Genomic DNA, 20998 nt, shown 5'->3' with positions numbered 1-20998 from the left:
GGCGGGGTGAAGGCATAAAGTGACGCCTGGAAGGACAGCCATTCTCCAAAAACCGTGAATGGGCGGTTATTGTATGCGCCCCAAAAAGGAAGATTTGCGCAAGGAACGCTGGCATGACGCTTCACGAAACGATCCTGGCCCTGCTGGTGGCCCAGGGCCTGATGGGCGCGTTCGACGTGATTTACCATCACGAACTACGCTGCGCCCTGCCCCAACAGGCATCGGCCGCCTATGAGCTGCGGCTGCACGCCATCCGCTCGCTGCTCTACGGCGTGCTGTTCGGCGGCCTGGCGTGGTTTGCCTGGGGTGGCGCCTGGTTAGGGGTGCTCTGGGCCATTGTGCTGGTCGAAATCACGCTGACCCTGATGGACTTCGTCGAAGAAGACCGCAGCCGCCGCTTGCCGCCCAGTGAACGCATCACCCACACGGTGCTGGCCATCAATGCGGGCGTGCTGTTCGGCCTGCTGGCCCAGCTTTCACTGGACTGGGCGACGCTCCCCAGTGCCCTGCACTGGACACCCCAGGGCCTATGGAGCCTCGTACTCAGCGTGATGGCCGTGGGCGTCACCCTCTCCGGTGTCCGCGACGGCTTTGCCAGCCGGGCCCTGAGTCGCGCTGCACCTCAAGCGGCCTTCGACTTCGGCCCGCCAGCCCAGACCTTCCTGATCAGCGGCGGCACCGGATTCATCGGCCAGGCGCTGGTGCGCAGCCTGCTGGCCGCCGGACAGGTCCCCGTGGTACTGGCACGCGACCCGCTCAAGGCCGCCGCCCTCTTTCAAGGACGCGTACGCTGCATCACCACCCTGGATCAACTTCATCGCCAGACACCGGTGGACGTGGTGATCAATCTCGCGGGGGAAACCATCCTCGGTCGCCCCTGGAACCCCGCGCGCAAGGCCAGCCTGATCGCCAGCCGCGTCGAGACCACCAAGGCCCTGGTGGCCTGGGCCCGCAACGCCAGCCGAAAACCACGTTTGATGCTGTCGGCCTCAGCCGTTGGCTTTTATGGCGAGCAGGCGCTGGATGACCCGCGTACGCTCGATGAGTCGAGCCCCGGGCAGAACGGCTTTACCACAGAGCTTTGCCAACGCTGGGAAGAGGCGGCCCGTGGCGCTCTCGACGCCGGTATCGCCTTGAGACTGATGCGCCTGGGGCTGGTGTTCGGCCAGGGCGGCGCCTTGCCGGCCATGCTCATGCCCATACGGCTGGGATTCGGCGGGCCGCTGGGCAGCGGCCGGCAGATCATGAGCTGGATTCACCTGCAAGACGTACTGGCGGCCATCGCCTGGTTCTGCCGCAGCGCCCCAGCTGAACCGGATGCCATCGTCTACAACCTGGTCGCGCCGGAGAACCCGAGCCAGCAGGCCTTTGTCCGCGAAGCGGCCCGGCTGCTCAAGCGACCGGCCTGGCTCCCCCTGCCGGAAGCCCCCGTGCGGGGTTTGCTGGGCGAACAGTCCTGCCTCTTGCTGGACGGCCAACGGGTCAGCCCGCGCCGGCTTCTGGAAGAAGGCTTCGACTTTCAGTATCCGACGCTGTCATCGGCACTGGTTGAAGTCTGCGGGATAACACCCCGATGAAGAGCCTTTACCAGCAGATTCTCACGGAGGATTTCGCCAAGCTGGCGCCGGTCCTGCAAGCCTTGCATGGCGCACAAGGGGCTCAGGTCCAGGGCACGCTGGCGGTTGGCTGGACCCGCGCGTTCTGGCCAAGGCTGCTGCCGCTGTTGGCGAGGATGCCGGCCGCGTCGCCGGCCGCCTCATGCCGCGTGGATATTGCGCCAGCCACCCGCACCTCGGAGCGCTGGCAGAGAGTCATCGGCGGCCGGGCCATGAACAGCCTGATGCAGGCCGGAACCGGTGCCGTGATCGTCGAGCACGTGGGGCCGATTGCGGCGCCGCTCAGCACGTGGGTCGATGCCGAAGGCGGCCTGCATCAGCGCTGCGAACGGGTCGTCCTGCGCGGGCTTGGCTGGCCGGTGCCCGGCCTGACGATCAGTGCGAGTGAGCAACCCATCGACGCCCGGCGTTATCACTGCCGGGTCAAGGTCGACCTGGCCCGCTTCGGCACACTCATTCACTACAACGGCGTATTGAGCCTGGTCGAGCCCACCTTTTCATCAACACAGACGGAAAACCCATGACGTACCTGTTCCCAACCCGCACCGCGCCCGCCTGGATGTCCTGGATCCTGCGCATCGCCGCGCTCTACAACCTGTTCTACGCCGTGCTGCTGGCGGTCTGGCCCAGCCAGGTCTTTGCCTGGCTGCAGATGCCGACCACGCCGGACGTGATGGTCCGCTGCATCGGCATGATGGTCGGCGTGTATGCGCTGGGCTACTGGATTGCCGCCCAGGACGTGGTTCGCTATTGGCCGCTGGTGGCCGTCGGGATAGTCGGCAAGACATTGGGCCCCATCGGCTTCGTGCAATCAGCCATGAGCGGCGTTCTGCCCTGGCACAGCGGGATCATGCTGATGTGCAACGATCTGGTCTGGTGGCTGCCGTTCTGGATCATCACCCTGTATGGCTGGAAGCGTTCGAACCAGGGGTGAAACAAGACGCGGAACCGGTGCCACTGACGTAGCCGGCAGTGGCACTTTCACTTCTTTTGGCAAAACTTTCCGCTGCCGCGTCGGCCTTTTTAACCTTGATATGTAAGGCCTTTCTGTTTTTTTACAGACCTATTCAACGCACTCCCGAGGACAAGCAGACTCCCCCCTTACCGCTTGAGTAAGGGACTACGCATGTTCATTTCAGCGCCGCCAAACCGCTTTATCCTCACCCTTCCGGGTTTTGAACCTGAACTCCAGGTATTGGCCTTCACCGGCAGCGAAGCCATCAGCCAGCCCTACCGCTTCGAACTGGAGCTGGTCAGCCGACGCTCGGACCTGAACCTCGACGCGTTGTTGCACCAACAGGGTTTTCTCGCCTTCAACGATGGCGGCGCGGGTATTCACGGCCAGGTCTACAGCATCGGTCAGGGCGATACCGGCCAACGCTGGACGCACTATCACCTCACCCTCGTCCCACAACTCGCTTACCTGGGCCATCGCTTCAACCGGCGTATTTTCCAGAACCAGAGCGTGCCGCAGATCATCGCCCAGGTGCTCAAGGACCATGGCATTCTCGGCAACGCCTTCAGTTTCAACCTCGCCACGCCCTTCCCCGCCCGCGAGTACTGCGTGCAGTACAACGAGTCCGACCTGGATTTCATCCAGCGCCTGTGTGAGGAAGATGGCCTGCACTATCACTTCCAGCACAGCCCGGCGGAGCATCACCTGGCTTTCGGCGATGACCAGACCTTCTTTCGCCGTCTGCCCGAAGCCGTGCCCTATGTGCCGGACAGCGGCACCGTGGCTTCGACACCCAGCATCAAGTCCTTCGACCTGCGCCTGGAAACCCGCAGCAGCCATGCGGCCTTGCGTGACTACGACTTCGAGAAGCCGCATACCCTGCTGGAGCGGACGGCCCACTGCACGGACTCCACGCCGAAACCGGAATTGGAAGACTATCGCTACCCCGGCCACTTCAAGCATGACGATGCCGGCAAACACCTCAATCGCCGCCAATTGGAACGCCATCGTGCCGACTATCGACAGGCGTCGGGCAAGAGCAATGCCCCCAAACTGGTCAGCGGCCATCTCCTGACCCTGAGCGAACATCCACAGCCGGACTGGAACGACCTCTGGCTGCTGACCCATCTGACCCACGAAGGCAAACAGCCTCAGGTGCTGGAGGAGTCGGCACCGAGCCCGGGCAGTGCCGGCAGCGATTTCCACCAGGGTTACCGCAATAGCTTTCTCGCCACGCCCTGGGATGTGTTCTTTCGAACACCGCTGCAAGCACGCGAATCCCGTCGCCTCAATGCCCAGACCGCCATCGTCACCGGCCCGCCCGGTGAAGAAATCCACTGCGACGAATACGGTCGGGTCAAGGTGAAGTTTCACTGGGACCGTTCGGACGAAACCGGTGAGCGGAGCAGTTGCTGGTTGCGGGTGGCGTCCGGCTGGGCCGGGGCCGGTCATGGTGCCGTCAGCTTGCCCCGGGTCGGCATGGAAGTGCTGGTGACCTTTCTGGAAGGCGACCCGGATCAGCCGCTGATCGTCGGTTGCCTGAACAACGCGGTGCAGCAAGTCCCCTACCCGTTGCCCGCGCACAAGACCCGCAGTGTGTTCAAAAGCCTGAGCAGCCCGGGCGGTGGTGGCGGCAACGAAATCCGTATCGAAGACCTCAAGGGCCAGGAGCAGATCTATGTGCATGCCCAACGGGACTTCGAGCAACACATCGAACACGACCAGCACGTGCAGGTTGGCCATGAGCGGCATGAACGCATCGGTGCCAACAGCTACGCCGAGTTTCAGGCCGAGGAACACCACACCGTTCACCTGGATCGTCGCTGCGAGGTGAAAGGTGATGACCATCTGACGGTGGGCCAAAGCCAGCAGGTGAAAGCTGGGCTGTCCTACCTGATCGAGGCGGGCGAGGAAATCCACCTGTCCAGCGGCTACAAGCTCGTCATGGACGCCGGTGCCGAATTGACCCTCAAGGCCGGGGGCCACTTTATCAAGATCAATGGCAGCGGCATTACCTTCAGCCAGCCGTTCGACACGGGAGGCCGCCCAGGCGAGGGTTCGGGCGCGATGCCTTGGTTACCCCGACAGACCGAGCCGATAAAGAAAGCGACGCTGTCGCTGGACACCGTGGTGAAGCAGGCCCTGGCACTGCGCAAAGCGCAATCGGGGGTTTGCGAGGTGTGCGAAGCGGCGAAGGACAGCCAGGGCAAACAACCATGATCGAGACGATGAATCACCCCGGTTTCCTGCTGATCGAAGGGACCTGCTTTCGCGCTGCCAAAGCCTGGTTTCGTCAGCACTATCCCACTCATCAGCCCGTCTCCCTGTTGATCAACACACCCTACGTGGCCATTGCCGATGCAGGTCCTTTTTTGCTGGAGGCCTTGCCGGGAAGCCCGATACGGCTCGATTGGTGGCAAGGCGATTCTCCTCTTGGCCGAGGTGTCTGGCTGAGTTCGCGACTGTCGCCTGCCAAGCTGCTCCTCTCGTTGCAACGCCGCCTGAAAGTCCAAGCCCCCCTGGGCCGCGAGTACTGGCTGCGGCTGGGGGACGCGGGCGCCCTGCTACGAACCTGGGAATTACAAACACCTTGGCCGACAGGCTTCTGGCACGGCATCGACAGCGTCTGGTTGCACCGCCACGGCACACCGCTCTGCGCGTGGCAAAACTCCGCCCCCGAACAGGACGCCGCACCGGTCAATGCCGGTTTCGAGGCACAAATCGTTTTGCCGGATGCGTTGCTCTGTGCGCTTTCCGGCGAGTCTGAGGAATACCTCCATGTCTAAATACACCTTCAAACCCGCCGGTTGCCCGCTATTGGCAGCTGTATTTCCGTTGCGCTACGCCATTGGCCCTTCGCTCCCGCTCGATTTGAGCGGCCATGGAGTCGCCCCCCTGAGCGGGAATTTCCCGGCCCTCGGCGAAGGCTCGGAAAATACCAGCAGCAGGCCGATGCACTACACGGCCCGTCTGCTGCGGGATGGCTGGCTGTATGTCTGGCAAACGAACATCAACATGATGATCGAGTTCCAGGTGACCGGAGCGCTGCTGAAGGAAACAGCGCGCGGCGGTAGCGTGATCGACCCGCGCCACAAGCCTTTCTTCATGTTGAGCGCAGGAGCACCGGCGATGATGGTCTGGTCGCCGATCCGCTGGAGCGATGCGCAATTCGAGACGGCCCAGACGGATCCGGCGATGCGCGAGCGCGTCATGCGGACCTTTACCCCCGGCATGGCGCCGATGAGTGGGCTGGTCAGGGACATCCATGAGTCCATCGGCGACTACATGGATCTCGATGGTTATGGTTGGAGCCAGGATCCCGTCAGCCAACCGCCGGACTGGCTCAAGACCCTCGACGACATGAAAGCCTGCGAGTTCCAGACCTATGCGGTGGTCGACGACACCTGGGGCGTGTTGCAGGACCTGGCCCGCTTGCTACAGGTGCAAATGGCAGCGTTCGAGGATCGTCGCAAGGAGCGCAGCGATGACTGGGCCATCGCCGAGTTGATTCGGTCATTGAGCGAGAACGATAAGCAGATTCGCAAAGTCCTGCCTGACGCTACGCGCTATCACCTGCTGGAACGGACTTGGAAAGAGCATGACAATGAAACCCATGGCTACGAAGCAGACCTGCGCTATATCTCGCTCTTGTGGGGGGCATGGTTCAACACGCTGAGCCTGAAAAGCCCCGCAACGCTGGCGACCGCCTGCGGACATTTCGACATAACCCAACCTGCTGCCTTGGAGGCGCTGGGAGAGGAATTCGCCCGGGCGTGTACCGGTGCCTCCAGCACCAGCTTTGGGGTAAAGACGCTGAGCAAGGCGCTTGATCCAGAGGAAGCAACGGAAAAGCCGTGGTTGATCTGGGCAGTGCTTGGTCTGCCCAACCAACCGGGATTGTCAGAAATAAAGCGTTTGATCGACATGAGCGACGCGTTCGTGGATAACGCAGAAGCCTTGCTCAAGCTCGGTACAAGGCTCGCGCACGCTTTGAACATAAGTAGGACCTTCAACAAAAGTGCCGATCATCTCGCCCAGCACAACCCCATTCCAGCTTCAGAACAACTATTCACGGCCTTGAGCCCGGTATTCGCGGTACAACTACGTAAATCCGAAGAGTCCGCCAATAATGTCGCACGGTTGTATATGGGGGCGGCCTTAAGCCGCAGTCAACAAAGAATAGATCTGGTAGCCGCCACACCTAAACAGATAGCACTCTGGCTAAGCTCCTTAATGGAGACGCAATCGACAGCACCGCCCAAAAGCCCACCATTGAAGCCGGTCATAGGTTTGGGGCAAGAGATGCTGCCATTTTTTCATTTGGTTCCTGTATCGCAACTAAATATCACGGGGAAAAATTTACCGTCGCTCGTCGATTTGGCTAGACCCGAGGGAGACTTAACGAGCCTGCTGAAAATGGGCAGGGACATAATAAATGAAGCTCCTTTGAAATGCTTGGTATTGGTGATAGCAGGATTGAGTTTCGCCCTAGCCGTGAAAGACTTAATGAGCAATAGCTCCACAAAAAACGCCTTCAATGTCCTAGGCGGTTTTGTGGGAATTTTTGCCGCTGGAACTGCGATAGCGCAAAAAGCGTCAGAGATACAGTGGGCAGCTGCGTCTAAAGCCACAGAAAAAAAAGCGCATGGTGCGCAGAAAATCTTACTTGAAGCACTTACAAGAGGGTCTACGGTTGCGCTTATAAACTCTGCCGTAGCAGCGATAGATGTCATTATATTTGGTCTGGAAACACTGGAAGCATACAAAGCCGGGGATTTAGACACCGCCACAATAAATTTAGGGTTGAGCTCAGCGTCGGCAACAAACGTTGTCATCTACGTAAAAGCTTTCCGTGCCGTGCGTGCAGCACGTGCGGCTAGTGCAATGGGCAACGCCCTTGCAGCCGCCCAAGCAATAAGCAGAGCCAACCACTTATTTTGCTGGGCGATCGCACTGACGATCATAATAGTCAGTGGTGTTATCGCTCGTCTTTATACGACGGACACACCATTAGAAAAATGGTTAAAAAACAACCGCTTTGGCATTCGTCCTGAAACGTGGGAAAACGACTATGAAAAATCAATGACCGAGCTATACAAAGCTCTCTTCCCCATTCATATTGAAGCTTGTCGAGTCAACGAAATACACCCCTATAATGGCCCGATATATTCCACTTATCTGTTCCTTCACCTGCCGGGGGAACACAAACTGCGTGACGAAACTATTCGATTCGAAGGTGCCGAAATTTGGGGTGGATCCTACGACTCAAAAAAATACCGTCAACCCGTGCTCTGGACTGGCGATGACTTTCAAGCTCATATCGGCACACGAACACCTCTGACCAAGGGCCTAAACACCTATAGACGTGTTTACCATAAAAACCAACTAGGCTTGGAGTTGAACGAGATTCAAGGCCGGCTTTTTTACTCTCCAATGGATGGTTTGACTCTACCGGCTATAGACATCGAGGAGTTGGCATGGATATGAAAACCTTTAGTGAAAAAATACAATCTTTTTATAACGGTGTGCCACCTGCAATTTTGAAAGCCGACGAGCCCACTGGTGAGCCACCTATGGAGTTATTCATTACTGACGAGCATACCGAATACTTTCTCACACTAAAAACAGGCTCAGAGTCAAACCATGGACTTCTCACCGGAATTTTAAGTTTGACTTCGCTGAGTGGTTTTATACTAGCACTACTGTTTGCATTTATTGGAAAATGGGAAAGCGCCGGATTACTAGTGCTTTATGGAACACCTCTAGCACTGATCCCTTTCCTTTGGGAGTCCAGAAGAAAAATCCCTTTACCGATCATTTTCAACCGCCGAACTCGTGAGGTCTACTTCGACCACAATGGAAAGCTGTTCCATACACCTTGGGATAACATTCAGGCCCTTGCCTATGAGTTCGAGGTCTTTAGCCCCTATGTCGGCAGTATGAGCAATGCCTCTCTTGAAATATTGATTCGCCGCCTTGGTGAACCAGAGACTGCGCTGATGCTGAGTTTAGGTGCCCCTATGGGTAAGAACTTGGAAATGCAAAAAGGCTTCTGGGAGTACCTCCGCGCCTATATGAATAACGGCCCCTGGTTTGATGAGAATGGAAATCACAGTGAATCCGATACATTCATAAGAAGCCACTTGTCCATAGACACACGAGGGTCGAGCTTTTTAGCAAATACGCGTCAAGATTTAGCTCAAAAAAAAGCCGCTGCTGAGGGTAAAAACTATCTCAGCGGGACAGATGCTTTCCTATTGATCTCCACATTCGTATTCCACCCTGCATATGTCGTTCAAGACCTCACCTACAACATCGCCAAACGCCGCTCCCGCAATTGCTGGCCAGAAATCGTATTGGAACGCCTGCGCCCCGACGGCCCGACCACGCGCCTAATCGATCTGGAACGCGAGCGAGGGCTGGAGGTTTAACCTGTACGCGCTCGGGCCTGCCCCGCCCATACCACTTACTCGGCCATCAACTCATTGAGCGCCACCACCAACGGCGCACGCACTGACGCACGCTGCCAGACAATCCCCAAGGTGCGAAACAGCCGGGGCCCCGGAACCTCACAACGGCGCACACCCTGCGCCTCGTGATTGGCCGCCGGCCGGTCCGGCACCAGCGCCACCCCCAGCCCTTCGGCGACGAACTTGACGATGATGTCGATGCCATCCAGTTCGAACTGGGCCTTGGGCTTGAGGCCATGACCTTGCAGATACGTCTCCACCAGCTTGCCACCCACCACCTTGCGGCTGAAGCGGATAAAGGGTTCCCTGGCGATAGTCGCCAGCACATCATCGACCTGCATCGTCGCCGGGGTGATCAGCACCAGCGGCTCCTCCACCAGCGCTATCCAGTCACAGCTCTTGGGCAAGGCAAACAACGGATGCACGATCAACGCCGCATCCAGGTCCCCCCCCACCACCTGTTCCATCAGTTCCTGGGAGTTGCCGGGCTCGATATAGATTTCGATCTCGGGATAACGCCGACGCCACTCATGCAGCGCCGGCGGCAGCAACTGCATCAAGGCATATTGGGTCGCCCCCAGCCGCAAGGGGCCGGCCGGCAGCACGCCGCTGGAGGCACTGGCGCACAGGTCGCGGGCTTCGCGGACAATCAGCCGGGCCCGCTCGACGATCCGATGGGCCGCCGGGGTCGGCTTCACGGTATGGCCGCTGCGCCTGAGCAAGGCATTGCCAAGCTGTTTTTCCAGGGCCTTGATCTGCTGGGCCACGGTGGTCGGCGCCAGGTCCAGCTGGCGCGCCGCCGCCGCGATGGAACCACAGTCGATCACGGCCAGGAAGGTTTCGAGAAATTGAGTATCCATCGACGGATTTTACGTTTTTCAATAGCGCTAACAAGCGCTTTTCAAGGGTCGTGGAAAACCGCAGATTAGCCCTTTGCAAACCTCAGGAGCGCCATATGACCTCACATCCCATTCAACTGGCCGATATCGAACAGGCTGCCCAGCGTATCCAGGGACACGCCGTGGAAACCCCACTGCTGGAATTCCACAGCCTGAACGAACAGTGCCAGGGCCGGGTGCTGATCAAGCCGGAGGTGTTGCAAAGAACCGGTTCGTTCAAGTTCCGGGGTGCCTACAACACCCTCGCCAGCCTCAGCCCCGAAGAACGCGTACGTGGCGTGCTGGCCTTCTCCTCCGGCAACCACGCCCAGGGCGTGGCCTGCGCGGCCAGGCTGCTGGGCATCGGGGCAACCATCCTGATGCCCAAGGATGCGCCACCATTGAAGATCCGCCGCACCCGCGAATATGGCGCACAGGTGGTGCTGTTCGACCGCGAGACGGAAGACCGCGAGGCCATCGCCGCGACGCTGACCGCCGAAAGCGGCGCGGTGCTGGTCAAGCCCTACGACGACCCACGGGTAATGGCCGGCCAGGGCACCCTGGGGCTGGAAATCGCCCGCCAGGCCCAGGCGCTTGGCCTGCGCCCCGAGGTGGCCCTGGTGCCCTGCGGCGGTGGAGGCCTGATTGCTGGCGTCAGCGTGGCCCTGCACAGCCAGTTTCCACAGATCGCGGTGTATGCGGTGGAGCCGGACGGCTTCGACGACACCGGCCGCTCCCTGGCCGCGGGCAGCCGACAAACCCTCGCACCGGGCGGACACTCCATCTGCGACGCTATCCTGACCGCGGCACCGGGCGAGTTGACCTTCGAGATCAATCGCCGACTGCTCAGCGGCGCGCTGACGGTGACCGACGCCGAAGTCCGCTTCGCCCTGAGATGGGCGTTCGAGAACCTCAAGCTGGTGGTCGAGCCGGGCGGCGTGGTCGGCCTCGCGGCCCTGCTGGCCGGACGCATCGCGCTGGAGGGCCGCTGCGCGGTGGTGGTGTTGTCGGGGGGCAATGCCGACCCGGCGCTCTTCGCCGAGACATTGTTGACGACCGATTGAACGCCGCCGTTGCAGGAGCCCCGAACGGCGGTTCCTGCACCTGGGCGGATCCGCGACCGTCAGCCCTTCCCTTCCAGCGCCTGCAAGCGCCGATACAAAGTGCGCTCGCTCATCCCCAGGGTTTTCGCCAGTTCGCTGCGCGGTCCGTCGAACACCGCCAGCGCGTGGGCCAACTGTTCCAGCTCGTTACGCCCGCGCCGCCCCTGCGCTGCCACCATCGGTGTTTCACGGCGCAGTTCGGCAGGCAGGTCGGCTACGCGAATCACCCCGTCATCGGTAAACAGGCGGGCCCGCTCCAGCACATTGCGCAGTTCGCGGATATTACCCGGCCAGTCATGCAGCCCCAGGGCCTTCATCGCCGACGGATCGATACGCGGCACCGCCGTCGGCGCCAGCCGCTGCAACAGGCTGTCGAGCATCGTGTAGAACAGCACGAGCAGGATGAGGGTCAGGATCAGGCTGCGGGCAAAGCCGTTGATCAGGGTGACCTCGGCCCGGTGCAGGAAACGGATGCCGAAGGTGTAGGTGTCGATATCAAGGTGCAGGGTGCCCAGGGATTCGTCGGGCAAATGGCTGAGAAAAAGCCGGTCTTCGAAGCTGCGATTGGCGCCGAACAGCCAATCGCTGATCAGGCGGTAGCTGCCTTCCTGGCGGGGCCGTTCGACGCTGGCCAGGACGACATTGTTGTTATCGATCAATTGCGCGCGCAACACGGCCGGCGAGCGTAGCAGTCCCAGGGCCAGTTCCTGCGCCAGTTCGGCGTCGATGTTGTAGGCGATCCTCGACGCCGGGTTGTGGCTGATTTCCATCAGGGAGAGGATTTCACCGTTGATCGAGGCGCTTTCGCTGGCATAATCGATGCCGATTTGCAGCAGACTGAGCAGTGTTCCCAGAATGAAACCGACCAGTACCGTCAACCGGGCTTGCTTGTAGGACAAGCGGTGGGTGAATTTTATATCCATGGGGTGCTGTACCACTTTCCTTTCCCTTCGCCCGGCAAGCATAGCCGATCCGGTATGCGCACCGTCAGGGGGGAACTCGATACGCGTGGCGTGCGGTCTGCCAGCGCTTGCCGGCGCCCGGGGGCGCCAACGCGACATCATCGTATGAATTTGCCTGAGGAAAAGTCGTGGATTCTCGATTGAATGCCTTTCTTGAGCGTGCCGAGGCGGTGCTCGCCCGTCTCGAACCGCTGTTGCCCGCACCGCGCCAGGCCATCGACTGGAGCGGCTGCCTGGCGGCCCGCTGGCAGCGTGAAGGGCGCAGTGGCTATCTGTTGCCGCTGGAGGTCAGCCTGGACATGCGTCTGTCCGACCTGATCGGTGTCGACAAGCAGCGCGAGCAGTTGGCGCGCAACACCCGGCAGTTCCTCGACGGCTTGCCGGCCAACCATGCCTTGCTCTGGGGTTCGCGCGGGACCGGCAAATCCTCGCTGGTGCGCGCCTTGCTCGCCGAACATGCCAAAGCGGGCCTGCGCCTGATCGAGATCGAGCGCGATCACCTGGCGGACCTGCCGCGGGTGGTGGAACAGCTGCACAAGCTCCCCCAGCGCTTCGTGCTGTTTTGCGACGACCTGTCCTTCGAGGCCGGAGAGGGCGACTACCGCGTGCTCAAGAGCGTGCTCGACGGGTCCCTCGAACAGGCTCCGGACAACGTCCTGCTGTATGCCACCTCGAACCGCCGGCACCTGGTGCCGGAGAAAGAGAGCGACAACGAAAACTGGAAGCGCGTCGACGGCGAGCTGCACCCCAGCGAAGCCGTGGAGGACAAGATCGCCTTGTCCGACCGTTTCGGTCTGTGGCTGTCGTTCTACCCCTTCACCCAGGAGCACTTCCTCAGCGTGGTCGAGCACTGGGTGGGCGAGTTGGCGCGCAAGGCCGGGCTGACCTGGCAGCGTGACGAAGAACTGGATATCCAGGCGGTCCGTTGGGCGACCGGGCGGGGCAATCGCAATGGGCGCTGTGCCTATCAGTTTGCGCGCTACTGGGTGGGATTGAAGTTGTTGGAGCAGACACCATGATCGATTTGCAGAACGCGGGTGCGGGCCTGGACGGCTACGGGCTGTTGCACGCCCAGTTGGAATCGCTGCTGGCGGATGAGCGGGATTTCATCGCCAATGCCGCACAGTTCTCGGCCTTCCTGTTCAATCAGCTGGATGACCTGAACTGGGCCGGTTTCTACCTCAATCGCGACGAGGAGCTGGTGCTCGGGCCGTTTCAGGGCCAGATTGCCTGCGTGCGCATTCCCTTCGGACGCGGTGTCTGCGGCACGGCCGCGGCCAGCCGGCAAACCCAGCGGGTCGAGGACGTGCATGCGTTTGCCGGGCATATCGCCTGCGACAGCGCCTCGAACAGCGAACTGGTGGTGCCGCTGGTCAAGGACGGCCGCCTGATCGGTGTGCTCGACCTGGACAGCCCGCGGCTGGCCCGGTTCACGCTGGAAGACCAGGCGGGTATCGAGCAACTGGCGGCGATTTTCCTGCGCCTGACCGACTGCTGAGGCGGTTCAGGCGACCAGGCCGGCCTTTTCCAGCAGCGACTCGGCATCCACCGTGTCGATCTGCTGGGGCGGGACGTACTGCCGGGCGTATTCCAGGTAGATTTCTTCGCGGATAAACAGCTGGAACAGTTCCGGATCGATATGGGCATCGCGGCACATGCCGGCCATGATGCCCAGCGCTTCGCTCAGGGTCTTGCCCTTCTTGTACGGGCGATCGGCGGCGGTCAGCGCCTCGAAGATATCGGCAATCGCCATCATCCGCGCCGGCAGGCTCATGTCTTCGCGCTTCAGGCGCTTGGGGTAACCGGTGCCGTCCATTTTTTCGTGGTGGCCGCCGGCGATCTCCGGAACGGCGGTCAGGTGCCCGGGAAACGGCAATTGATCGAGCATCAGGATGGTCTGCACCATGTGATGGTTGATGATGTAGCGCTCTTCGCGGGTCAGTGTCCCGCGGCCAATGCTCAGGTTGTACAACTCCCCTCGATTGAATTTGTAGGGCGGCACGTCCAGTTGGAAACCCCAGCGGTTGTCGGTGGGGATCAGTTCGGCCTCGTTGCGTTCGAACAGGTGCTCGGGCTTGTCCGCCAGCAAGCTTTCGGTGGCCGGCAAGGGGACGGCCGGGCGGCGTTCCTGGCGTTGCTTCTCTTCCCAGGAAACCCCGAGGCGGTCGTCCAGCGTGCGGGTCCAGGTGCGTTGGGCAATGCGCTCCAGGCGTTCCTGGTCGGCCTCGGCCATGGCTTCGCCGCCCAGGTTGCAGTGAGCGACGAAGGCGAAATCCTCGTCCAGGGCAGTGAGGCTGGCATCACGGGCCTGGCTCAAGGCCGCTTCGTTGCCACCTTGCGCCCGGCCTTGCCAGTAATCGACCCAGGCATCGCGCTTGAGCACTTCGAAGCGGGTGCGGATTTCGTGAATGCGGTCGTACAGGGTTTCCAGCTTGGTGGCCTTGTCGACCACGTATTCGGGGGTGGTGACCTTGCCGCAGTCATGCAGCCAAGCGGCGACGTGCAGGGCCTCCCATTCGTCTTCCGTGGGTTGGTAGCCCTTGAACGCGGGCGTCTGGCTGGCCGCGGCGGCCTCGGCGAGCATCAGCGTCAGCACCGGGACGCGTTGGCAGTGGCCGCCGGTGTAGGGACTCTTGGCATCGATGGCGCCGGCCAGCAACTGGATGAAGGCGTCCAGCAGCTGTTTCTGGCGGGCTTGCAGGCGCTGGCTCTCGATGCAGGCGGCCGCGGTGCCGGAAATCGCGCTGATGAAGGCGATCCGGTCGGGCTGCAGGTTCTCCAGGTCCGCCTCGGTGCCGGTGTCCGGCAGCAGCAGGGTGAGGACGCCGACGGTTTCGCCATGGCGGTTGTGCAGGCGAATACCGATCAGGTGAATGCGCGGACTTCCTAGGGCGAGCATCACCTGTTGCAGGTCGGCCGCCTGCTCGAAGCCCAGGGTGGCGACCACATTGTCTTGCTTATCGAGTGTCTTGAGCCAGGCCGGGCGCTGTTCGTCGGCCTCGGCGGCGTTGCGGATATCGAATCGTCGGGGCTCCTGCGACAGGCCATCGATGACCAGGGCATGGGCCTCCAACTGGCGGCTGTCGCTGTCCAGCAGGTAGATCAGGCCGGCCCGGGCCTGGGCGATTTTCAGGGTCTCTTCGAGCACCCGTTGCAACAGCGGGTCGAAGCGGGTCTGCGCCGAGAGGCTGGAGGCGATTTCGAAGAAACTCGCCAGGGTCTGCTTCATGCGGGTCATCGAGATCGCCAGCCGGTCCACTTCCAGCACCGGCGAGCGCGGCGTCGCCGGGTGGTTGAAGTTGAAGCTGCGAATCGCATCGGCCTCCTGCACCAGGGCGTGCAACGGCTTGACCAGCAGCCTGGAGGTCAGCCAGCCGAGGGGCAGGCACAGCAACAGGATCGTCAGGGTGATCAGCGCGCCTTGCCAGCGGATCCGGTAGGCGTCCGCCAGAAGCTCATCCTCCGGCACCAGCAGGGCCAGTTGCAGGCCCTTGGGACCGCCTTCGGCCAGTTGCGTATGGGCGACTATCCATTGCCGCTGCTGGGTGTCCAGGTGGTGGTCGGTGGTGCTGCCCGGCTCCATGAAGCGCCGCAGGATCGGGCTCAGGTCCCGGACCCGGGGCAGGTCTGCGTAGTGGCTGCCGCCGATCAGCCTGGCGTAGTCGGGGTAGGCCACCGCGGTGCCGTTTTCATCGAACAGGACGATCTCGGTCGAGGGCGTGACCTTGTGCTTGTCCAGGGTGGCGGAAAGCTCGGCCAGGGTCAGGTCGGCGGCGATCACCACGTTCGGGCCGCCGCGCCGGGCAAGGGTGGTACCGACATTGTGGGTGGAGAAAAACAGGTAGGGCGCGGTGGTGATCTGGTCGCTGTCGTTCAGGGCGCTGTTGAACCAGGATCGCACGCGGGGATCGAAGGCTTCGCGGTGATTGTCCTGGCGGCTGATCAGTTGCAAGGCCGCGTCGTAGAACAGCGATTCGGACTTGACCTCGTCGACCCCGGGGTCGCGCTCGATGCTCCAGACCTGGAAGGCGGCGTTGTCCGGTGCCTTGAAATAGGCGCGCAGGGCGCTGTCGCGCAGCGGCCGGACCATGAAGAAATCGCCATCGGCGTAACCGAGGTACAGCGACGCCAGGTTCGGATTGTCCTCCAGTGCCTGGGTGAAGGGCTTGAGCAGTGCCAGCCGTTGCGCAAGCGTCAGGGCCTGGGTGCGATCGTCGATGGCCAGCAGGCTCAGCAGATGGCGAATCGGCTGGTAGGTGTTCTGCAGATCAAGCTGCACATCTTCCTGGACCCTGCCGAAGAGCTTCTCGCTGCTGGAGAGAATGATCTGCGTGGTTTGCCTGTAGTTGAACAGCCCCAGCAGGGTGCCGGTCAACAGCAGCAGGCAGGTGAACAGGATACTGATGTGCACGTGCAGCGCCAGCCGACGTCTTTCGCGTTGCATGGGACGGGGCATCGCCTATCTCCCTGGGTGATGGGGTGCACTGCTCAGCGCCCAAGGATAGTCAATGTCGGCTGTCAGGTGGTGTCCTGGCCGGGCATTTTTTCAAGTGGCCGATCCGTGTGTTCGCGCAGGGCCGTTTCGAGTTCGCGCAGCGTGCGCACAATGGCCTGCCGGGCGGCTTCGATCCTCGCTGTCGGGGCTTCCTGCTGGCATTGCTGTTCCAGGGTTTCGCAGTGTTCCACCAGGTCGTTGGCCTGGGCGATTCGTGCCGCGCCCTTGATCTTGTGGGCCATGTCGATCAATGGAATCAGGTCGCCGCTGATGGGCAGCACTTGCAGTTCCTCGCGGTCGGACTGGCAACTGCTCAGCAGCTCGTCGATCAGGCGGCGCAGCAGCAGCGGTTCGCCCCCGGTCAGGGCGTTCAGGCCGTCCAGGCTGAAGGCGCTCTGGCGTGGGCGCGGTGTGACGTCGGCCAGCTTCTGGTTGAGGGTGGTCAGGCTGATGGGTTTGAACAGGCAGTCATCCATGCCGGCTTCCTTGCAGCGGGTGCGTTCCTCGGGTTGGGCGTTGGCGGTGAAGCCGAACACTGCGCAGGGCGCGAGCCCCTGGCTGGCTTCATGTTGGCGAAGCTGGCGGGTCATCTCGTAACCGTTCAGGACCGGCATGTTGCAGTCGACGATCACCAGGTCGAAATGCCCGTCTTTCCAGGTCTGCAATCCGATCGCGCCATTCTGCGCGGTGCTGAACGAGTGGCCGAGAAATCCCAGCTGCTGGCACATCAGCAAGCGGTTGGCGGGATGGTCGTCCACCACCAGGACATTCAGGGCCTGGAGCGGCAGGGCCAGCTCCGGATCGCGGCTGGCGACGCCTTGCGTGGCTTCGAGGCTGTCCAGCTCCAGGGTCACCACCACGCGGGTACCTTCGCCGGGCTGGCTGGAGAGGCTCAGGGTGCCGCCCATCATTTCGCACAGGCTGCGGCAGATCACCAGGCCCAGGCCGGCCCCGCTGCGGGCCAGGTGTCCCGAGTTGTCGGCTTGCACGAAGGGTTCGAAGAGCCGGGCCTGGTCGGCGGGGGTGATGCCGATGCCGGTATCCTGGACGGTCAGGGTCATGTTCGTCCGTTGCGCGACACCGGTGGGCTGCATGAGCAGCCCGATCGTGACCTGGCCCTGCTCGGTGAACTTGATGGCGTTGCTGATCAGGTTGGAAAGGATCTGCTTGAAGCGCAAGGGATCGATCAGGATGTCGCCGATGCTGTGCCGTTCGGGCAGCTGGACCACCAGGTCCAGCTGCTTCTGGCGCGCCAGGCCATCGAAGACCCTGACCACCGACTCCACCAGCTCGCTCAGGTTGACCCGCTCGGGGGACAGGCTCAGGCGTCCCGACTCGATGCGGGCGATATCGAGGATGTCGCCGATCAGTTCCAGCAGGTCCTTGGCCGAGTTGTAGGCGACTTCGATCGCAGGGCGATCCAGATGGCCCTGGTCCGCCCGCTTGAGGGTCAGCTCGAGCATGCCGATCACCGCGTTCATGGGGGTGCGGATCTCGTGGCTCATGGTCGCCAGGAACGTGCTCTTGGCGCGGTTGGCGCTGTCGGCCTGATCCTTGGCCGCGCGCAGTTCTTCGAACAGTTCGCGGCGGTCGCTGATGTCGATCCAACCGCCGATGATGCCTTGCACCTCGCCCAGCGAGTTGCGGTAGGGCAGGATCCAGTGATAGAGGGTCAATCTCCGGTCGCCGATATGCAGCGTGCGGTCGCAGATCTGCGCGGTGCCTTCGTCCATCACCCGCTGGTAGTCGGCCTGGTATTCCCGGGCTTCGAAGGCATTGCCCTGGTAGGCGTCCGTGACCCGCTTGCCGATCACATCCTCCAGTTTGCTCGAGAAGGCCTGCAGGTAGCTGTCGTTGCAGGTCTGCAAGCGGCCTTCGCGATCACGCACATAGATCGGGTGCGGCGTGCCGTTGACCAGCGCGCGCATGAATTCGAACTGGTCGCTCAGGGCCCGTTCGGCCAGTTGGCGTTGCCGGATCTGCCGGCGCATGTAGGCGTTCCAGCCCAGGGAGAGCAGCAGCAGCGCACCGGCCCCGATGACGATCTGCAGGATCAGCCGATGGTAGTTGCGCCAATAGCTGTCGGAGGCCGGTGAGTAGCCGCGCCAGCGGCTGTTGATGATGCCCAGTTCGTCCGGGGCGATGCTCAGCAGCGCCTTGTCGAGAATCGAGCTCAGTTCCGTGGCGCCACGGGCGGTGGCCAGGGCGAAAATGGCCTGCTGGGTGCCGATGGTCGCGCTGATCTGCAGCTTGTCGTCGAAGGTCTGCGAGGCGATCAGGTAGTTGGCGATCACCAGTGAACTCACCGCGCCGTCTGCCTGGCCCTGGGCGAGCAATTCGACCGCCTTGAGGCTGTCGTCGGTTTCGATCAGCTTGATCTGCGGGAAGTCGTTGCGCAGGTAGTCGAGCAGCGGGTTGCCGCGGATAACGGCCAGGCGCCGGCCTTGCATCTGCTCCAGGTTGCTGGCGCTGTCACGACCCTTGGCGGTCAGCAGCACGAACGAGTTTTCCATGTAGGGCCGGCTGAAATGCAGGACGTTCTCGCGTTCATTGGTCGGGCTGACGGCGGCAATGATGTCGGCCTGGTTGTTGTTCACCCGATTGATCATGTCTTCCAGGCTGCGCGAGCGTTGTATTTCGAAACGCAGGCCGGTGCGCAGGCGGATCAGTTCCAGCAGGTCGGCGGTGACGCCACGGAAGGTGTTGTCGGCGTCGAAGAACGTGATCGGCGCCAGGGCTTCGTTGACCACCACGCGAACCACCGGGTGCTCCTTGAGCCAGCGCTCTTCGCGCGCCGTCAGTTGCAGCTTGTGGTCGGTCAGCAGGATGTCGCTGCCGGCGCTCCAGCGGTGGGCGATGCTCTCGCGTTCGCTGGTGGGGATCGCCTTGAGGGTCGCGTTGACGGCGCCGAGCAGGGCGGCATTGTCACCGCGTACGGCAAAACTGAAACCGTAGGCCTCGTGCTTGCCGAAATTGGCCATTTTCACATTGCGCAAATAGCCCTTGTTGATCAGGTAGTGGGTCGAGATGGTGTCCCCCAGGAACACGTCGGCCTGGTCGAAGGCCACGGCGTTGAGCGCGTTCAGGTAGGAGGGGTAGAACTGCAGCGTGGCATTGGGATACAGCGCCTTGATCTCGTCCAGCGGCAGGTAGTGGTAGACCATGCTCAGGCGCATCCCGGCCAGGCCATCGCTGAGGGTGCGGGTCTCGTCTTCACGGGTGACCAGCACCGGCTGGTCGATGGCATAGGGGGTCGAGAGCGCGATGTTCTTGTTGACGGCCTCGAAGCCGTTGGCGCTGCCGAGCAGGTCGATCCGGCCTTGTTCGAGGGCGCTGATGGCGGCTTCCCGGGTGGCAAAGCTCTGGACCTTGATGGACAGGCCCAGGGCCCTGCCCAGAATGCCGGCGTAGTCGGCGGTGATGCCTTCGTAGTCACGCCCGCTGACGGTCATGTCGAAGGGCGGGTAGTCCGGGACGGAGGTGCCGAGCACCAGTTCACGCCTGTCCTGGATCCAGCGCCGCTGATCCTTGTCCAGCGCGACCTCCATGTGGCTGGCGCTTGAGCGGCTGAGTAACGAGAAGTGGGTGACACCTTGGGTATCTGCAAGCGCTGACAGGCACAGGCACAAGCCTGTGATCACCATCAGATAGTCCTTTATGCGCATGGGCATTGGTTTTCTCACACTACCGCGTTGCGTTTGGCCATCTCGATAAGCTCTACCAGGGATTTGGCCTTGAGTTTTTGCATGAGTCTCTTCTTGTAGGTGCTGACAGTCTTGTTGCTGAGAAACATGCCCTTGGCAATTTCCTTGTTGGTCCGTCCCTGGGCGAACAGTTGCAGGACCATCAGTTCCCGGTCGTTCACGAGTTTGAATAATTCGATCTCCGGGTTTTCCGGCCCCTCTTTTCGCGCACCGATCAGCGCCTGGCTCGGGAAGTAATTGTAGCCGGACAACACCGCCTTGATCGCGCTCAGGAGTTCGCTCAAGTCTTCGGCCTTGCAGACATAACCCGAGGCGCCGGATTGCATGCAGCGCATCGCGAACAGGTTGGGCGTCTGGGCGGTCAGCACCAGGGTCTTGAGTGGCGAGTTCATGGCATTGAAGCGGGCCAGGACCTCCAGGCCGTCCAGTTTGGGGATGCTGATATCCAGGATCACCAGGTCCGGCATGCACTCGCGGACCATTTGCATCGCGTCGACACCGTTATCGGTTTCCCCGACTATTTCATAACAATCCTCCTGTTCCAACAATATCCTGATGGCCAGGCGGACAACGGGGTGGTCGTCGACGATAAAAACCGAGTTCATAATAAAGTCCCATACGAGCTGCTTGGAAAGCGCGAACCTTAGCTCAGTTGGACAAGCAGGCGCATGAAGGGAGGGCCCTACAGAGGTAGTATAGGAATATTCCTACTCTAAATAGGGTTTTGACTTACGATTGATACAAGTTTGAAAGAGAAGAACTATTTAAGTCTTGAGTTAAATGGTTATACGGAAAGATGAGTTCTTTGTAAGGTC

General features: G+C 61.4%; 15 protein-coding genes and 1 pseudogene. 10 read left to right on the top strand and 6 right to left on the bottom strand.

All coding sequences use genetic code 11. The annotated features are described in order from the left end of the window. Positions 1-113: 113 nt before the first annotated feature. From UCMB321_RS06295 to UCMB321_RS31340, 7 genes are all read left to right on the top strand, one after another. Positions 114-1577 (top strand): TIGR01777 family oxidoreductase, encoded by a 1464-nt coding sequence (locus tag UCMB321_RS06295; protein ID WP_040064699.1) that lies wholly within the window; start codon positions 114-116, stop codon positions 1575-1577. After that, positions 1574-2140: a DUF4166 domain-containing protein gene (locus UCMB321_RS06290; RefSeq protein ID WP_040064697.1), complete on the top strand. Its 567-nt coding sequence runs from the start codon at positions 1574-1576 to the stop codon at positions 2138-2140. Before UCMB321_RS06295 ends, UCMB321_RS06290 begins: the two co-directional genes overlap by 4 nt. Beyond that, entirely contained in the window at positions 2137-2550 is a 414-nt protein-coding gene (locus UCMB321_RS06285; protein ID WP_052451087.1) for a hypothetical protein, read from the top strand. The genes UCMB321_RS06290 and UCMB321_RS06285 overlap by 4 nt, the downstream gene beginning before the upstream one ends. Positions 2551-2742: 192 nt before the next feature. Next, positions 2743-4791, top strand: coding sequence for a type VI secretion system Vgr family protein (locus UCMB321_RS06280; protein ID WP_040064696.1), 2049 nt, complete (start codon positions 2743-2745; stop codon positions 4789-4791). Beyond that, a complete protein-coding gene (locus tag UCMB321_RS06275) occupies positions 4788-5357 on the top strand; it encodes a DUF4123 domain-containing protein (RefSeq protein WP_052451086.1) in 570 nt (189 codons plus the stop codon). Before UCMB321_RS06280 ends, UCMB321_RS06275 begins: the two co-directional genes overlap by 4 nt. Continuing rightward, complete coding sequence (locus tag UCMB321_RS06270; RefSeq protein ID WP_040064695.1) at positions 5350-8058, top strand: toxin VasX; 2709 nt, start codon at positions 5350-5352, stop codon at positions 8056-8058. Before UCMB321_RS06275 ends, UCMB321_RS06270 begins: the two co-directional genes overlap by 8 nt. Next, a complete protein-coding gene (locus UCMB321_RS31340; RefSeq protein WP_040064583.1) occupies positions 8049-9002 on the top strand; it encodes a hypothetical protein in 954 nt (317 codons plus the stop codon). Before UCMB321_RS06270 ends, UCMB321_RS31340 begins: the two co-directional genes overlap by 10 nt. Before the next feature lie 35 nt (positions 9003-9037). On the opposite strand, the gene UCMB321_RS06260 is transcribed toward UCMB321_RS31340, so the two are convergent. Next, positions 9038-9901, bottom strand: a complete 864-nt coding sequence (locus tag UCMB321_RS06260; RefSeq protein WP_040064584.1) for a LysR family transcriptional regulator — start codon at positions 9899-9901, stop codon at positions 9038-9040. A gap of 95 nt (positions 9902-9996) precedes the next feature. Here UCMB321_RS06260 and UCMB321_RS06255 point away from each other — a divergent pair, with 95 nt between their 5' ends. Then, complete coding sequence (locus UCMB321_RS06255) at positions 9997-10983, top strand: threonine ammonia-lyase (RefSeq protein WP_040064586.1); 987 nt, start codon at positions 9997-9999, stop codon at positions 10981-10983. 59 nt (positions 10984-11042) lie between these two features. Here UCMB321_RS06255 and UCMB321_RS31335 read toward each other — a convergent pair whose 3' ends face one another. Both UCMB321_RS31335 and UCMB321_RS31330 read right to left on the bottom strand, forming a co-directional pair. Then, on the bottom strand, positions 11043-11285 hold the full coding sequence (locus UCMB321_RS31335) for a helix-turn-helix domain-containing protein (RefSeq protein WP_483414360.1): 243 nt from the start codon (positions 11283-11285) through the stop codon (positions 11043-11045). Beyond that, positions 11262-11987: pseudogene (locus UCMB321_RS31330) on the bottom strand (AAA-type ATPase lid domain-containing protein); the annotation flags it as partial. The pseudogene UCMB321_RS31330 and the gene UCMB321_RS31335, both read right to left, overlap by 24 nt. Positions 11988-12112: 125 nt before the next feature. On the opposite strand from UCMB321_RS31330, the gene UCMB321_RS06245 reads away from it, so the two are divergent. Continuing rightward, positions 12113-13003 (top strand): ATP-binding protein, encoded by an 891-nt coding sequence (locus UCMB321_RS06245; protein ID WP_040064691.1) that lies wholly within the window; start codon positions 12113-12115, stop codon positions 13001-13003. Further along, positions 13000-13482, top strand: coding sequence for a GAF domain-containing protein (locus tag UCMB321_RS06240; RefSeq protein ID WP_040064690.1), 483 nt, complete (start codon positions 13000-13002; stop codon positions 13480-13482). The genes UCMB321_RS06245 and UCMB321_RS06240 overlap by 4 nt, the downstream gene beginning before the upstream one ends. Positions 13483-13488: 6 nt before the next feature. Here UCMB321_RS06240 and UCMB321_RS06235 read toward each other — a convergent pair whose 3' ends face one another. The 3 genes from UCMB321_RS06235 to UCMB321_RS06225 all read right to left on the bottom strand — a co-directional run bounded on the left by UCMB321_RS06235 (position 13489) and on the right by UCMB321_RS06225 (position 20788). Continuing rightward, complete coding sequence (locus UCMB321_RS06235) at positions 13489-16440, bottom strand: HD domain-containing phosphohydrolase (RefSeq protein WP_040064688.1); 2952 nt, start codon at positions 16438-16440, stop codon at positions 13489-13491. Positions 16441-16502: 62 nt separating this feature from the next. Beyond that, positions 16503-20150 carry a transporter substrate-binding domain-containing protein gene (locus UCMB321_RS06230; protein ID WP_052451085.1) on the bottom strand — a complete coding sequence of 1216 codons (3648 nt, stop codon included), beginning with the start codon at positions 20148-20150 and terminating at the stop codon, positions 16503-16505. An 8-nt stretch (positions 20151-20158) separates the two neighbouring features. After that, positions 20159-20788, bottom strand: a complete 630-nt coding sequence (locus tag UCMB321_RS06225) for a response regulator transcription factor (RefSeq protein WP_040064687.1) — start codon at positions 20786-20788, stop codon at positions 20159-20161. Positions 20789-20998: the final 210 nt, after the last annotated feature.

The sequence above is a fragment of the Pseudomonas batumici genome (assembly GCF_000820515.1).
GTDB classification, from domain to species: Bacteria; Pseudomonadota; Gammaproteobacteria; order Pseudomonadales; family Pseudomonadaceae; genus Aquipseudomonas; species Aquipseudomonas batumici.
Note: the sequence above shows the minus strand (reverse complement) of the source record. Positions and strands in the feature narration are given on the sequence as shown.

Bases quoted from the DNA above. Each gene is read 5' to 3' on its own strand.
- UCMB321_RS06275 (WP_052451086.1), top strand. From the start codon at position 4,788: ATGATCGAGACGATGAATCACCCCGGTTTCCTGCTGATCGAAGGGACC.
- UCMB321_RS31340 (WP_040064583.1), top strand. From the start codon at position 8,049: ATGGATATGAAAACCTTTAGTGAAAAAATACAATCTTTTTATAACGGT.
- UCMB321_RS06225 (WP_040064687.1), bottom strand. From the start codon at position 20,788: ATGAACTCGGTTTTTATCGTCGACGACCACCCCGTTGTCCGCCTGGCC.
- UCMB321_RS06285 (WP_052451087.1), top strand. From the start codon at position 2,137: ATGACGTACCTGTTCCCAACCCGCACCGCGCCCGCCTGGATGTCCTGG.
- UCMB321_RS06295 (WP_040064699.1), top strand. From the start codon at position 114: ATGACGCTTCACGAAACGATCCTGGCCCTGCTGGTGGCCCAGGGCCTG.
- UCMB321_RS06260 (WP_040064584.1), bottom strand. From the start codon at position 9,901: ATGGATACTCAATTTCTCGAAACCTTCCTGGCCGTGATCGACTGTGGT.
- UCMB321_RS06290 (WP_040064697.1), top strand. From the start codon at position 1,574: ATGAAGAGCCTTTACCAGCAGATTCTCACGGAGGATTTCGCCAAGCTG.
- UCMB321_RS06235 (WP_040064688.1), bottom strand. From the start codon at position 16,440: ATGCCCCGTCCCATGCAACGCGAAAGACGTCGGCTGGCGCTGCACGTG.
- UCMB321_RS06230 (WP_052451085.1), bottom strand. From the start codon at position 20,150: ATGCCCATGCGCATAAAGGACTATCTGATGGTGATCACAGGCTTGTGC.
- UCMB321_RS06270 (WP_040064695.1), top strand. From the start codon at position 5,350: ATGTCTAAATACACCTTCAAACCCGCCGGTTGCCCGCTATTGGCAGCT.
- UCMB321_RS06240 (WP_040064690.1), top strand. From the start codon at position 13,000: ATGATCGATTTGCAGAACGCGGGTGCGGGCCTGGACGGCTACGGGCTG.
- UCMB321_RS06280 (WP_040064696.1), top strand. From the start codon at position 2,743: ATGTTCATTTCAGCGCCGCCAAACCGCTTTATCCTCACCCTTCCGGGT.
- UCMB321_RS06255 (WP_040064586.1), top strand. From the start codon at position 9,997: ATGACCTCACATCCCATTCAACTGGCCGATATCGAACAGGCTGCCCAG.